Annotated in this window: 15 protein-coding genes; 6 read left to right on the top strand and 9 right to left on the bottom strand. The window is 61.7% G+C overall.

Annotated elements, in window-relative coordinates; translation table 11 throughout:
• Positions 1-14: 14 nt before the first annotated feature.
• The gene (nirK, locus tag HMJ39_RS10840) at positions 15-1,361 is read right to left on the bottom strand and encodes a copper-containing nitrite reductase (RefSeq protein ID WP_161384066.1); all 1,347 of its coding nucleotides are present in this window, start codon (positions 1,359-1,361) and stop codon (positions 15-17) included.
• A 107-nt stretch (positions 1,362-1,468) separates the two neighbouring features.
• On the opposite strand from nirK, the gene HMJ39_RS10835 reads away from it, so the two are divergent.
• Both HMJ39_RS10835 and HMJ39_RS10830 read left to right on the top strand, forming a co-directional pair.
• Positions 1,469-2,647 (top strand): NnrS family protein, encoded by a 1,179-nt coding sequence (locus tag HMJ39_RS10835; protein WP_194297317.1) that lies wholly within the window; start codon positions 1,469-1,471, stop codon positions 2,645-2,647.
• Complete coding sequence (locus tag HMJ39_RS10830; RefSeq protein ID WP_161384068.1) at positions 2,647-3,087, top strand: RrF2 family transcriptional regulator; 441 nt, start codon at positions 2,647-2,649, stop codon at positions 3,085-3,087. The genes HMJ39_RS10835 and HMJ39_RS10830 overlap by 1 nt, the downstream gene beginning before the upstream one ends.
• Here HMJ39_RS10830 and HMJ39_RS10825 read toward each other — a convergent pair.
• From HMJ39_RS10825 to HMJ39_RS10795, 7 genes are read right to left on the bottom strand one after another with little or no spacing between them, the layout of a single operon-like run.
• Positions 3,084-3,437, bottom strand: a complete 354-nt coding sequence (locus HMJ39_RS10825; RefSeq protein WP_161384069.1) for a DUF488 domain-containing protein — start codon at positions 3,435-3,437, stop codon at positions 3,084-3,086. The genes HMJ39_RS10830 and HMJ39_RS10825 overlap by 4 nt on opposite strands.
• Before the next feature lie 31 nt (positions 3,438-3,468).
• Entirely contained in the window at positions 3,469-4,467 is a 999-nt protein-coding gene (locus HMJ39_RS10820; protein WP_194297316.1) for an NAD(P)H-dependent flavin oxidoreductase, read from the bottom strand.
• Positions 4,461-4,841: a hypothetical protein gene (locus HMJ39_RS10815; protein WP_194297315.1), complete on the bottom strand. Its 381-nt coding sequence runs from the start codon at positions 4,839-4,841 to the stop codon at positions 4,461-4,463. Before HMJ39_RS10815 ends, HMJ39_RS10820 begins: the two co-directional genes overlap by 7 nt.
• A gap of 2 nt (positions 4,842-4,843) precedes the next feature.
• Positions 4,844-5,257, bottom strand: coding sequence for a DsrE/DsrF/TusD sulfur relay family protein (locus HMJ39_RS10810; protein WP_194297314.1), 414 nt, complete (start codon positions 5,255-5,257; stop codon positions 4,844-4,846).
• Positions 5,258-5,274: 17 nt separating this feature from the next.
• The gene (locus HMJ39_RS10805; RefSeq protein WP_194297313.1) at positions 5,275-5,601 is read right to left on the bottom strand and encodes a DsrE family protein; all 327 of its coding nucleotides are present in this window, start codon (positions 5,599-5,601) and stop codon (positions 5,275-5,277) included.
• Between the two features lie 14 nt (positions 5,602-5,615).
• Positions 5,616-7,310 (bottom strand): NADPH-dependent assimilatory sulfite reductase hemoprotein subunit, encoded by a 1,695-nt coding sequence (locus HMJ39_RS10800; protein ID WP_194297312.1) that lies wholly within the window; start codon positions 7,308-7,310, stop codon positions 5,616-5,618.
• An 8-nt stretch (positions 7,311-7,318) separates the two neighbouring features.
• A complete protein-coding gene (locus HMJ39_RS10795; protein ID WP_194297311.1) occupies positions 7,319-9,061 on the bottom strand; it encodes a diflavin oxidoreductase in 1,743 nt (580 codons plus the stop codon).
• Between the two features lie 105 nt (positions 9,062-9,166).
• On the opposite strand from HMJ39_RS10795, the gene HMJ39_RS10790 reads away from it, so the two are divergent.
• From HMJ39_RS10790 to HMJ39_RS18875, 4 genes are all read left to right on the top strand, one after another.
• The gene (locus HMJ39_RS10790) at positions 9,167-10,024 is read left to right on the top strand and encodes a LysR family transcriptional regulator (protein WP_194297310.1); all 858 of its coding nucleotides are present in this window, start codon (positions 9,167-9,169) and stop codon (positions 10,022-10,024) included.
• A gap of 65 nt (positions 10,025-10,089) precedes the next feature.
• Positions 10,090-10,410: a quaternary ammonium compound efflux SMR transporter SugE gene (sugE, locus tag HMJ39_RS10785; RefSeq protein WP_194297309.1), complete on the top strand. Its 321-nt coding sequence runs from the start codon at positions 10,090-10,092 to the stop codon at positions 10,408-10,410.
• Positions 10,411-10,838: 428 nt separating this feature from the next.
• Complete coding sequence (locus HMJ39_RS10780; RefSeq protein ID WP_194297308.1) at positions 10,839-12,530, top strand: sodium:solute symporter family protein; 1,692 nt, start codon at positions 10,839-10,841, stop codon at positions 12,528-12,530.
• A 22-nt stretch (positions 12,531-12,552) separates the two neighbouring features.
• On the top strand, positions 12,553-12,681 hold the full coding sequence (locus HMJ39_RS18875; protein ID WP_228462291.1) for a putative transporter small subunit: 129 nt from the start codon (positions 12,553-12,555) through the stop codon (positions 12,679-12,681).
• A gap of 277 nt (positions 12,682-12,958) precedes the next feature.
• On the opposite strand, the gene HMJ39_RS10775 is transcribed toward HMJ39_RS18875, so the two are convergent.
• A complete protein-coding gene (locus tag HMJ39_RS10775; RefSeq protein WP_194297307.1) occupies positions 12,959-14,062 on the bottom strand; it encodes an endonuclease NucS domain-containing protein in 1,104 nt (367 codons plus the stop codon).
• Between the last annotated feature and the right edge of the window lie 16 nt (positions 14,063-14,078).

Here is a 14,078-nt window from a genome sequence, read left to right as displayed (position 1 = left end):
CCCGGCCGTGGGTTTTAAGGTGCGAGGGGCTCGAAGATGTCCTTGTCCGCCTTGCCGTTCACATGCAGGAAGCCCACCAGGCCTCGTTCCATGCGGGAAAGCGCATGGTCGACGAGAATGTAGCGGCCCGGGAAGTCCACCTGGAACTCCACCATGGTGGCGCCGCCCGGGGCGACCGTGGTGGTCTGCACATCCCGCATTGGAGGGCTGGTCAGGCTGCCTTCATGGTAGACCCGGTCGAACATCTCGCCGATGACATGGAAAGAAGAGGTGGCATTGGGGCCGCCCACGCCGAAGAAGATGCGCACGGTCTCGCCGACGCTTGCTTCCATGCGATGGGTCTTGGTGAGGGCGTCGCTGGCGCCGTTGAAGATGTAGTACTCGGGTCTTTCGTTCAGCAGTTTGTCCAGGGAGAAGGACAGGTCGCCATGCTGACCATGGGCCTCCGTGGTGTAGATCTCCCCCTGCATCACGTAGAACTCCCGGTCGACTTTCGCCAGGCCGCCGGCGGGTTCGACCAGTATCAGGCCGTACATGCCGTTGGTGATATGGTGAGCCACCATCGGCGTGGCGCAATGGTAGACGTAAAGGCCGGGCTTCAGGGCGCGGAAGCGGAAGCTCGCGGTCTTGCCCGGCGCCGCCTGTGTGACCTCGGCGCCGCCACCCGGCCCGGTCACGGCGTGGAAGTCCACGGAGTGCACCATGGTGGATGTCTTGTCATTGTGCAGGTTCACGGTAACCCGGTCGCCCTGACGGACGCGCAGGAACGGGCCGGGTACCTGATCGTTGAAGGTCCAGAATTTGTAGCGGGTTCCATCGGCCAGGTGACCGGTCTTCTCGGTGGTATGGAGGTCCACGGAGACGTCACGGGGTGGCCGGTCGCCGATCGCGGGCGGGATATCGGTGGGCGGATGGCTTAGATCCGCCGCCTTGTCGCCGGCATCGAAGGCGCCCTTGCCCACCAGGATGAGTCCTTCCATGCCGGCGGCACGGTGGCCTGGCACGGAACACCAGTAGCGGAACTCACCCGCCTTGCCGGTACGGAACACCATCACCGTGCTGGCATCGCGGCCGGTGACCCGGTCGGAACGGGCGCCGAAGGCATCCGCCACCACATCGTGCATGGCGCCGTCGCCGTTGATCAGATTGACCTGTACCAGGGCGTTCTCCGGCACCCGAAGGGTAGGATTGACCTGCCCATCGATGTTGCCTCCCTGGCCGATATAAACGAGCTTGCCCTCCGCCACGGCGGTGCGCAGCGTGAAGGTGACCTCGGCGGGGTATTCCGGCTCACTGGCGGCCGTGGCCATCTGGAATGGCAGCAGAATACCGATCAGCAATAAAAGCAGTCTGGTTTTCATGGATCCCCCTTGATCCTTGAGTTGGAGCGGATTAAAGATGTATATAGAATACATCTAAAGGCCGCCGCCGCGGCCCGTTTGAACCCAGAACCCACCGGAATCTTGTTATGGATCAACATCGAGAACGCGCACCCGGCCCCGCGCCGATCACGCTCTGGGCATTTCCATTCCGCCCGTTCTTCCTCTCCAGCGCGCTGGTTGCCGCCTTGTTGGTGCCGCTTTGGTTATGGGTCTGGCGGCACGGACAGAGCACCCTGGCATTGCCTCCGTTGCTGTGGCATCAACATGAAATGCTGGCCGGTTTCCTGAATGCCGCGGTGGCCGGCTTTCTGCTCACGGCGGTGTGTAACTGGACCGGCACGACGCCGTTGGCGGGGTGGCGATTGGCTGCCCTGTGGCTGGTGTGGCTGGCCGGTCGCCTGGCGATGGCGCTGGCTGGCGACGCGGCACCCTGGGCAGTGGTCCTCGACCTGTTATTCGTGCCCCTGGTGATGCTGGATGCGGGAGTGCGTATCTGGCGCGCCCGCCAGCGTCGGCAGATGGTCGTTTTGCTGGTGCTGCTGGCTTTCTGGGGGTTGGATGCCGCTTTCCACTGGCGTGGAGACCCGCGCTACCTGCATGCTCTGGTTCTGCTCGGCGCCCTGTTGATTCTGGTGATCGGGGGACGTATCACGCCGGCGTTCACGAGCAACTGGCTGCGTCAGCAGGGAGAGAATCCGGCACTTGTTACCGTTCGGCCCTGGTTGGACCGTGCCGCCCTGATCACGGTGGCGGTGCTGGTGTGCCTGCGGGTCGCTGGCCTGACGTCCTCCCCCTGGCAGGCCGCGCTGGCGTTGCTGGCGGCGCTGCTGGTGTTGGCGCGTTTGGTGGGCTGGGCCGGATGGCGAACCGGGCGTGAACCGCTGCTGTGGATATTGCACCTGGGCCACCTCTGGGTGGTGGCGGGGCTGGTATTGCTGGGCCTGGCGGCGCTGTCCCTGGTGCCCGGCTCCGCCTGGCTGCATGCCCTGGGAGCCGGTGCCATGGGAACCATGGTGCTGGGCGTGATGACCCGGGTCGCGGTCGGCCATACCGGCCGCCCTTTACGCTTGCGGCGCGGCGGGTTGACCGCCTACCTGCTGATGTTGTGCGCCGGCCTGGCCCGGGTGGCCGTGGCCCTGGGCGTCATGCCGATGATGGCGGGGCTGTGGCTGGCCGCGCTCGCCTGGAGTGGCGCCTGGCTGGTGTTCCTGGGCGGCTATGGGCGGATCCTGCTGACCCGGCGAGCGGATGGGAGGCCTGGCTGATGCATATTACCCGGCATTGTGACTATGCGTTGCGGGTGTTGATCCAGCTGGCCTTGCACCCGGGGCGTCGCCTCACGATCTCGTCGGTGGCGAATGCCTACGGGATTTCCCGCCATCACCTGACCAAGGTGGTCCACGAACTCCAGAAGGCGGGGTTCGTGGTCACCAGCCGGGGGCAGGCCGGCGGTATCCTGCTGGCGCGGGCGCCGTCGGAGATCGGCGTGGGAGAAGTGGTGCGGGCCATGGAACCGGAACTCGCGCTGGTGGAATGCTTCAATCCGGGCAGCGGTTGCAGGATCACGTCCAACTGCCTTTTGAAAAGCATGTTCGAAGACGCGCTGGCGGAATTTCTCGCCCGTCTGGACGGGTTCACCCTGGACGATATCGTGCGGCCCCAGCGGCGTAACCTGATCCGTATCCTGGAGCCGCCGGCGTTTTAGTCCAGAAACATCTTCAGGGCGACGGCGTTGTTGTGCTCCGTGTCCCTGGCGGCATAGAGCAGCGTCAGGGGCCGGCCGTCACAGTTACGAAGCAGCGCGTTCAACGCATCCCGCCGTTCGCGAAGCTCGGCGTGGAACTTCTGATAGAAGGCGGCCCATCGCCGGGGGTCGTGTCCGAACCACTTCCTGAGTTCCGCCGACGGCGCTAGCTCCTTGCGCCATTCGTCCAGCTTCAGAGCCTGCTTTTTTATCCCTCGGGGCCACATACCGTCCACCAGCACCCGGTACCCGTCCGATCGGGCCGGGTCTTCGTAGACGCGTTTGCACTGAATGCTTTCGGGCTGCTTCATGGCGTCCTCATTGACTTATGAATCAATCCCATTAGGGGCCTTGGAGTTGGACAATCGCCTGCCTGGCTTCGTTGACAAGTTGATCAATGCGCTCCGCGGCGTCGTCAATCCGATGGATGGCACCGCAGCTCTGGCCCGCATACAGGGCCATGTCATTCAATTCTCCGGTGGCGTCGGCCAGTGGCGAATCCGTGGAAAACAGGTAGACCGGTTGACCATCCTGTTCGCCGATGATGTCGCTGGTCCCGCGGGCTTTCAAATCGTCGTATTCGCCCCGGGTAACTCGGTTTTTCAGGACGCGGACCGGCGCGGATTCGTGCCAGTTGCGGTTGAATAGGCGGGTATGGACCGTGTCGTCGCCCCGGGCGGTGACCACTCGCCGCTTATGGTGATCATGGGCGTGGGCCTCCCGGGTGGCCAGGAAGGCACTGCCGACACTGGCACCTTGGGCGCCGAGCGCCAAGGCGGCGGCCAGGCCGCGCCCTTCGGCGATGCCGCCCGATGCGACAACCGGCACCGGACTCCAGGGCACCAGTTCCGTGAGAAGGCTGAAGGTGGTCATTTCGCCACGAACATGGCCGCCGGCCTCCAGGCCTTGGGCGATCAGTATATCGGCCCCTGCGTCGACAGCGGCAAGGGCATCGTCGTGGCCGCCGACCTGATGAATCACGCCGAGCCCCGCTGCTTTAAGACGGCGCACCAGGCTTGTGTCGACGTCCCAGAACAGCACCATCCATGGCACCGCCAGTTCCAGACAGGCTTCGACCTGTTGTTCGAGAAGCGCGGGCTCCGTGGCGGCGGGAATCAGGTTTACCGCGAAGCCTTTGATGCCGGCGGCGCGCAGCGCCTTTACCTCTTCGCGCAGCCGGTCCACGGGCTCACGGACCATGCCGAGGACGCCGAAGCCGCCGGCTTGAGCCACCGCCGTGGCCAGCCGGTGTCGGGCGACGCCGCCCATGCCGGCGAGGAGGATCGGCCAGCGGCACCGCAGCAGCTCGCAAAGAGGTGTATGCAGCGAGGGAGTTACCATTGCCAGACCTGATCCGCTTCTTCGTACAGTTCCGGTAACGCCCGGCGGGAGATGGGGCGAACCCCTCCTTGCAACGGCAAGTCACCAAGTCCCCGTTCTTCCAGGTCGTCCTGGACCGCGTAGACCGGCACACCGCTGTTGACCAGTTCAGTGATATCCCGAGGAATTTCAGCGGGCTGGGTCTGGCGCCAGTTGCCCAGCGTAAGCGTCGGCTGCCGCTCGCGCAGCACGGCATAATGCACACCGTGCCCACTGAGCAGAATCATCAGGTTTCCCCCCACGCCACGCATGGATCGGGTGAGCCAAACGATGGTGTCGTCCTGCTCCTCGGTGGTGGTCCGATAGGCCTGGTCGATCACTTGTAATACTTTCATGGTTACCTCGTACCGATGGTCAGGGTGTTGCGGGCATCGGTCGCGTAACGCCAGAGATCCGGGGGGCCACCCCGGCCACAGCCTTCAATCACATCGTTGACGCCGCGCTCGTCCACGCACAGCCCGCAATTGATCCACTCGAAGCCCACCGTCCGGGCTCGTGCCTTTTCCTGCAAAGCCTGAACCCAGTCCTTGGTAAGCGGGTGGGCTTCTTCCGCGCTGTCGCGACCGTGCACGGCGTTGCCGTGAGGTTGCTGTCTGGCGAAGGTCAGCGCTACCGCGCCCTCGTAGGCGAATACACGCACCCCAACGTCCCGGTCCAGGGCGGCATCCAATAAGCGAAAGAAGGTAATAGTGCGTTCGCTTTCGAACGGTGGTTCCATGAAAGCGAATGTCAGAGTCCGTGGATGGCTCATCTTGGTCTCCTTTAAAATCAGTGCCAGATTACCTTGCCGTTGGCGAGCATGGCATCGATGACGACATGGAGGCTGGACAAGCCGATATTGTCCTTGAGGTCCGCGTCGTCGATTTCGCGTTGCTCCAATGAGAACGTGTCCGCCAAAACCGGAACGCCCCAATCAAGTAAACGATCGAAACTCCCGGTTCGGGCTCCGCGGCGTGCGGGTGTCACACCGTTCTGTACCAGCAAAACGGAGACGTCATGACCTGCCTCGTGTAACTGTCCGATCAAATCGAATTGATGGCGGGTGCGACTTTCCGTGAAAGGGTCCTGGCTTTGAATAAAAAGATATTGGGACATAGCAAGCTCCGGTATCAGGGGGTCGGTGTTGCCGGCTGGTCGTCAAGCAATCGCCATCGAATCAGGAAGTCGCCGAAATGCTCGCCATCATTCCGATCACGGGCAAAGCTCTTCAACAACGGGGCGAGCAGTTCCAGGAAGCGTGCTTCGTCCACATTGCCGGCGTAGAGGCGTGCGAGACGGCCGCCCTGAAAGCTGCCGCCGAGATACAGGTTGTAGAGGCCCGGGGCGCGGCCCGTCAGCGCCACCTCGCCGAGATAAGGGCGGGCGCAGCCGTTAGGGCAACCGGTCAAGCGCAGTGAGATAGGCAGGTCGGCGAGTCCGTACTGGCCTTTAAGGCGCTGGAATAGATCCAGCAGGCGTGGCGTATAGCGTTCCGCCTCGGCCATCGCCAACCCACAGGTAGGCAAGGCGACGCAACTGAGCGTGTGTGCTGCCTGGGTGTCCGGCGTAAGCCGCCAGGCCAGGCCCAGGTCCTCCAGCCGATAGTGCACGGTTTGAATTTCATGCTCTTCCAGATGAGTCAGCTGCAGATTCTGGTTGGTGGTTAACCGGAGCTGGCCGCCGTACTGTTCCAATAACCCGCTGATCTGGGCACGCAGGGCGTCGTCCACCCGGCCGCTTTCGATGTAAAGAGTGGCGTGCCAGAGCCCGTCGTCGCCTCGCTGCCAGCCCAGCCGGTCACCATTGTGTTCGAAGCGCTGTGACCGGGCCGGCTCCAGCGGGCGTCCCCGGCGTGACGCCAGTTCCTTCAGAAACCAGTCCATCCCGAGCCGGTCGAGGGTGTACTTGAAGCGGGCCCGATGGCGGTCCTTGCGATCCCCGAAATCACGTTGGATCGACATCACCGTTTCGCTGAAAGCGGGCGCTTCGTCCGCCTCGATGAAACCGATCTCCTCGGCCAGTCTTGGATAGCTGTCCTCGCGACTGTCCAACTGACCCATGCCGCCGCCCACGCAGACATTGAAGCCGAGCAGTCGACCGTTGTTGACGACGGCGATCAGACCCAGATCCTGGCCGTAAACGTCGATGTCGTTCACCGGCGGGATGGCGTAGCCGACTTTGAATTTCCGTGGCAGATAAAGGCCGCCATAGACCGGTTCTTCATTATCCGTCTTCGGTGCCGTTTCCTGGTACCAGATTTCCGGATAAGCACCGGTTCGGGGGAGCAGCCGGTCGCTGGTGGCGCGGGCCAGTTCCGCGACCCGCCGGTGGGCGCTGGACAGGAAAGGATTGGCGCCGCAGACCACTCCCCGGCTGTCATCGCCGCAGGCGGCGATGGTGTCCAGGTTCATTTTACGAAGGCCTTGCATCAACGGGCGGAGATGACGTTTTCGTACACCGTGCAGTTGGACGGTTTGCCGGGTAGTAACACGAATGCCTCTTTCCGCATACCGGCGCGAGAGGGCGTCGATGCCGGACCATTGTCGCTTGGTCAGCATGCCGCCGGGAATGCGCAGGCGCACCATGAACTGGTATGCCGGCTCGAGGTGCCGCCGCCGCCGGTCGGCACGCCGGTCCCGATCGTCCTGCTGATAGATGCCGTGGAACTTCATCAGCAATGGATCCTCGCCGGGCACGGCCCCGGTCAGTGCATCTTCCAGACCATGGGCGATTGTGCCGCGCAGGTTGTGGCTGCGGGCTTTCAGTTTTTCGTTCTCGTGCAGCGTTTCCACGGGTTGGCTGATATCGCAATCGCGATGGACCATGCCACCTCCTAGTAAAGGTTCCGGTGAAGGCGCCGTGCCTTCGACAATTGCGTCCAGTGGCTCGCGCCGAGGCGATCGTCCACCGCCTCTTTCAAGCGCTTCTCGGCGTCGCCAAGCGTGTCCTTGTCACCACAGAAATAGATATGGGCATCCCGTTTCAGCCAGTCCATCAGGTGGTCGGGTTGAGCAAGCAGCGGTGCGACCAGAGCACGATCTGGCTGATCGGCTTGAAAAACCGTGTCCACGCGTTCAAGAACGCCTTGGCTCCGGGCTTCCTGGAAGGTTAGTTGATAGAGAAAGTCCTCTTCGAATTGCTGTTCCGCGAATACTAGCCAGCAAGGAGTATGGCGGCCGGTGGCGATCAGGTGCTGGACGAAAGCCCGATACGGCGCGATGCCGGTGCCTTCGGCGATCAGAATCAGCGGCGTGCGGGGGTCGTCCGGGAGGTGAAAGCGGCCATTGCGGTGCGGATAGAGACGAGCGCGATCTCCAGGCTGCAGGTTCAGCAGATAGTGCGACGCGATGCCGATTTCCCGTCGGCCTTCGAATTCGTATTGAAAGTGCTTGACGGTGAGATGCAGGGCGTCGCTCTCCGCCTCCAGACTGTTCGCCAGGTCGTAGAGGCGGGGCTGAAGAGGCCGCAGCACGTCCACCAGGATGGCGGCGTCCGGGCGGGCCGGGTAGTGGTTGAGCAGGTCGAGCACCTGATGACGTTTGAGGAAGGCGCGTTGGCTTGGCGCGCCCCCCTTTGCAGCGTCCCTCAGGGCGGTGTCGCCGGTCAATTCCGCCCAATAGTCCAGTAGCCGGTTTCCGGGCAGAGTGAGGTCCCGATGCCGCCTAAGGGCCTCGACAAGGGGCCGTGCCACACCGTTCACCGTCACGGGCTGCTCGCCGGACAGGCCGGCTGCGTCGAGTATCGCGGCCACCCGTTCCGGCGGATTATCGGCGAGCACGCCCACCGCGTCGCCAGGCGCCGCCTGGAAGTCCGTTACGTCCAACGCCAGTTCAAGATGATGGATGGCGGTGGTCCGGTCCGGCGCGCTGAGGCATTGATTGGTCAGGACTTCCGTTTCCAGTGGCTGCTGTTTGTCATAGCCCCGGACGGCCGGCGTTCGAGAGGCCGGGCTTTCCACGACGGCAGGGGGTGTGTCCCTGGGCAGTTTGTCGAATACCCGCGCCAGCCATTCCCTGGCCGGCCCCTCGAAATCCACATCGCATTCCAGGCGCTTGATCAGGCGTTGGCCGCCCAGCGCTTCCAGCCGCGCGTCCAGTTCGCGGCCGGCGGTACAGAAATGCTCGTAGGTACTGTCGCCCAGAGCCAGAACGGCGAATCGCAGACCGGTCAGCCTGGGCGCGGCGGTGTCGTCGGCCAACGTCTCGAAGAACGGAAGAGCGGGCTCGGGCGGGTCGCCGTCCCCGTGGGTGGCGGTAATCACCACCAGATGTTCGCGTTTGCTAAGCTGGCGCCCTCTCACTCGCGCCAGGTCCTGGAGGTCCGCCGGGACGCCGTTTTCGTCGCAGCGCCGCTTTAGGCGCATGGCGAGATCGCGACTGTTGTTGGTCTCCGTGCCGTAAGCGATCAGAACGGCGGAGATTGGCCCGGCCGGCGGGCCTGATGGGTCGAGATTGCTCTTCTGGCCCGCGAGATAGCCGCTCAGCCACAGGGCCTGGCGTTTGTCCAGGTCCTTCAGCAGGGCGTGAATGCGCCGCCATTGCGTTTCCGAGAAAGGGGGCGCGACATGCGCGGTCATCAAAGGCTCCATCCAATTCAAGCGTGAGAGGCAGTATGGCGGGATGCATTCTTAGGGAATAATGAAATAGAATGCGCTTTAACATTATAAATATTGATATAAAGCATGGACATCGAGCTTGCCCGCACCTTCCTGGAGATCGTTCGCTCCGGCAGTTTCATGGCCGCGGCGGAGCGACTTCATGTGACGCAGACGACGGTCACCGCCCGCGTGCACAATCTGGAAGGCCAACTCGGTTGCCGGCTTTTTGTACGTAACCGCAGCGGAGCCCGGCTAACCGACAATGGCGAGCAGTTCGCCGGACATGCCAGCCAACTGGTGAGCACCTGGGATGCTGCCCGACGTTCGCTGCCGTTGCCGGAGGGCGCGGGGCGCACCGTGACTCTCGGGGCGGAAATCAGCCTCTGGAATCCCTGGCTACTGGATTGGCTGGTGCGTTTACGTGAAGATTTTCCCGATGCCGCCATACGTGCCGAAGTGGGCGAGCGCGCCATCCTGCATGAAAAGTTGGAGCAGGGTGTTCTGGATGCCGCTTTGGTGCACCAGCCGGACTACTGGCCGGGCATGCAGGTCGAACAGTTGATGGAGGAAAAGCTCATTCTGGTGCGCGGCACCGGGCGAGACTCGCCTTACGTATACGTCGATTGGGGTGTGGATTTTCGGCGCCAGCACGACAGCGCCTGGCCGGAGCGCTCCAGGGCGAGCGTCAGCATTGATTTGGGACCGCTGGCGCTGCGTTACATACTGAGGCACGGGGGGAGCGGTTATTTCCGCACCAGAGTGGTGCAGCCCTACCTTGAAGATGGCACTCTTCGCCGCGAAGAGGACGCCCCGGAATTCACCTATCCGGTCTACCTGATATACGGAAAAAATCAGCAATCATCGCTCATCGTCCCGGTAATCGAGGTGCTAAGGAGCTTGGTCGCCGGCCAGGGGGTGCTCCAAAACGGGGCGGCAAAGTAGACCTTCCGGCTGCAAGTTCTATAATGGTGCGGGTGGGGACGGCCCCTGCGTTTCAAGGATGTGCCATGTCCTGGTTAGTGCTTTTTATTGCCGGTCTGTTTGAAATTGCCTGGGCGATCGGGCTCAAGTATACCGAAGGATTTACCCGCCCGTTGCCGACTGTCGCCACGATCCTGGCGATGGTGATCAGTATGGGGCTGCTGGGGATCGCCATGAAGGAGTTGTCCGTCGGAACGGCCTATGCGGTCTGGACCGGAATCGGTGCGATTGGGACGGTATTCTTGGGTATTGTTCTGTTCGGGGATTCCGCCAGTCCCGCCAGGCTGGTGTGTATATTGCTTATTTTCATTGGCCTGGCGGGTTTGAAGGCGCTGTCTCCCTCTTGATGAGCGTTAACGGATGCCGATTGGACAAGCCATGGTCCAGGCAGTATTCTTACCGCCCCTAGAGCCTGGGCCATTTGCCCGGTTTTCACCCGAGCGCCGTCCGGCACTTGTTCCCGTCGCTTGATCGGCTCGCTCGACAGTCACGTTTTTCCACCGGCTAACGTCATCGTTAAAGGGAGAGTATGACACTCCACTTTTCGAGCGCGGGCCGCTGCATGCCACGCCGCCCGCCGCCTGATCCCTTCCTCTTCGGGTAGACCGATCCGGTCTTCGCGTGTCCCGCCCTGGCATTGGCGATGTCGCCCCCCGGCTCGTCGTTGCCGAGTCTCTGGTTTTCACTGATTGACACGCCACGCCCATGAGCGCGCCCGCCATGCCAATCGCGCAGGCCCCGGGCGCCCCTGTCCAATCAATACAAGGAAACGCCCTTGAACAGCGAGTCATTACATCAGTTCTCCGTTGCCACCATCGTGCTTCTTATGCTGGCTTTTTACGGTGGTACCTACCTGCTCACCCTAAGCATTCGCAAGAAAAAAGAAGACGCGGATGCGTTCATGGTTTCCAATCATCGCGTCGGATTCGGCATTGGCGCCGCGAGTATGACGGCCACCTGGATCTGGGCCGCCTCCTTCTATGCGGCCGCCACTTCCGGTTATACCTACGGCGTTTCCGGTCCGATTCATTATGGCCTCTGGGGCGCCTTGATGATCCTGTTCATCTATCCTTTCGGGCGCCGGTTTCGTAAGCTGGCACCGAACGCGCATACGCTGGGGGAGCTCATTCATGCCCGGCACGGTGCCTCCAGTCAGTTGATTCTGGCGTTCTCCAACCTTCTGGGCAGCGTCATCAGCTTAATGGTCAACTTTACGGCCGCGGGCGCCCTGGTTTCCGTGCTTTCGCCGTTGTCCTTTCAGGCCGGTGTGATTATGGCCGGCGTGGGGGTGTTGCTGTATACGCTGTGGTCCGGGTTTCGTGCGTCGGTGCTGACCGACTTCGCCCAACTGGTGGCCCTTATGGCCATCGCCGTGGTCATTATCCCCGCCGTCTTCTTCGCCATGGGTGGTCCCGACCAATTGGTCGCCGGCCTTGGCAATCTGACCACCGAGCAGGCGGATTTTTTCTCCTCGGAAGCGATACTCAAACAGGGTGCTCCCTTTTTCGTGGCGGTACTGGCGTATGCCATTGGCAACCAAACCATATCCCAGCGTCTTTTCGCCGTGAACGAGGAACACATCAAGCCTACGTTCCTCACCGCGACGGTGGGCTATGGGGCCATTGTCATTGGGCTGGGGATGATTGGTTTGATGGCCGCCACCCTGGGGGTCGAGCCGCTCAATGGTGATATGAACAATCTCATTCCTCAGATGGTGTCCGGCTATCTGCCTCCCGTCTTTATTGCTCTGTTTTTCGTGCTGGTGATCGGGTCCTTGTCATCCACGGCGGATTCGGACCTTTCCGCGCTCTCGGCGATCATGATGGCCGATGTCTACGGAAAGAATATCGCTCGCGGCCGGGCCAGTCCGGAACGGATGTTGTTCGTCGGCCGACTAACCATGATCGCGGCTACCGCCGCGGGGATCATCTTCGCCAGCTTCTCCTTGGATATTCTCGTGATGTTGGTGTTCGTGGGGGCGCTTTGGGGGGCTATCGTCTTTCCCGTGATCGCCAGTTGCTATTGGAGTCGTGTTACCAATCGAGCGTTCACAAGCTCCGTGCTGGTCGCTATGGCGGTATTCTGCCTGGCGCGATTCGAGCTGGTTTCTCTCCACGGCGTCACGGGTCTGCTGTTTGAGTTGCTGGCCTGTGTCGGCGGCGGCGTGATTATCGGGTTGATGGTGTTTGGGTTTCTGGGGCGGACCGCTGGCCTTGTGGCGGGACTGCTGGCGGTGCTTGCGATGGTGGTATTCGCCACGGGATTTCTCCGTGACTACACCGTTTTGCTGGCCTCGTTGACTGCTTATGGCACCAGCACACTGGTATGCGTGCTGGTGAGTCTGATGAGCCGTCAGGCGCCGTTCGATTTCAATCTGATCCGGCAACGGGTAGGTGATTACGATGGCCATGAACCGGATGCCGGGAAAGCGAATTCGGGGGCGCCCTCCGGCGCTTCCGTATCTTGATATCCGCACGGAGGATCAATCAATGAACTGGTTATTGGGTTTCTATGTTTTGGTATGGCCGGCACTGACCTTGGGGGTGCTGGTGATTATCTGTGCCGCCGTGCTGCGTGATCGCCGAAAGGCGAAAGCGGAAAAGCGGGATCTGGTATAGCCGGCTCGATATGGAGAGCGGCCGGGACGGATCCGGTGGCGCGTGAATATGGGGGCAGGGAAGCCCGGACCAAGGAAAGTAACGACGGGGACGGCGCCGGGGGAGAGGGGCGAAAATGGTGCCCACCAGGACTTGAATGATTAGCATAACGCGATGATTTAAAAGATGAATCCTGTTTAGGTTCCAGCAATGTGCCCCCATAAATACCCCCGAAAGCGGGTGCCAGGCGTGTTTTTCCTAGATCGGCGTTGGTGTGGAGGTGCGTCCTCAACTCTGTTTACAAGCCGTACCCCCAAACTTGTTTGAGTCGCTCGACCGTGTGCGACCACTTGGCGGTAGTGGGCTTACAAACAGAATTTTGGTTTCCGAACAGTCCGGTTTCGGCGAATGCGTGGCTGGCCGGGACGGCGTGCTCCCAACGGACAGGCACGACATACTCCGTGGTGTCTTCAGGCTCTGCGGCTAGCGCTTTGTAATCCACGGTGCTTTGGAGCTCTGTGAGAGGTGTGCCGTCGACCGTGAGATCACTCACGGGCATGCGCTCTCCGGTCACGATACCCACGCCCACATAGCCCGTCTTGGGAATGTTGACCCAGATACGGTCGCCCTCTGACAGCATGTTGAGCGTGTTGGAATACCAGGTGCCGCCGCCGGCGCTAATGAAGCCGTAGCGGCGAGCATCTTCCCAGTCGCGCCGAAAGTCTCCCCCAAAGGAAACGTAGAACTCTCCGTTCCAGGACTCACGGACGCCACGGGTTGTGACCAGGTGCTGAGTCTCCTGAGGGTCGATCATCCAGGCGCGAGACAGGTAGCGCTGGTCACCGTCGCTGAACGCAGAGAAGAAGACCGCATTGATGCCCACGCCGTGGCGGTCGTTCAGATAATTGATAATGCGCTCTGTGCTGGCGTCCAGCTCGGAGGCGACGATAACCATCTGGTGAGATTCGTTTAGCTCCACATCGGACAGCGGCAGGCCGAAGCGTGTTTGGAAGGCGGCATCCAGGCTGGTGCTCGGGAGCTGATGGCGGGTAGCGAAATCCACATAGCAATCTACCAGATCCGAATCTTCCAGGGATTCAACCCAAGAGGCGTAGTCGATGGTCTGCGCCACCACGTCGCGGGGTGTCTTGTCGCGCTTGAGCTCGATGATGACCACGCTGCCGTTGGCATCCAGCGCCAGCAGGTCGATGCGCTTGTCGAAGGCAGTACGTACCTGCCGGCCAATCAGCAGCCAATCGCCGTTGATAATGGAGACATCCCGGACGATCAGCTCTTCCAGCTGGTTTTCATCGTCCAGTCGGGCGGTGTTGAGGCGTTGTGGGGTGGCGATCTCGCTGCCAGTAGCCGGGTTGATGCGCCAAATGCCTTGTTGGATTGCCATGATTTCTCCTTTGGGC

This window comes from Alloalcanivorax profundimaris, assembly GCF_015265435.1.
In the GTDB taxonomy this organism is placed as follows: domain Bacteria; phylum Pseudomonadota; class Gammaproteobacteria; order Pseudomonadales; family Alcanivoracaceae; genus Alloalcanivorax; species Alloalcanivorax profundimaris.
This window is presented reverse-complemented; position numbering and strand designations above follow the sequence as displayed.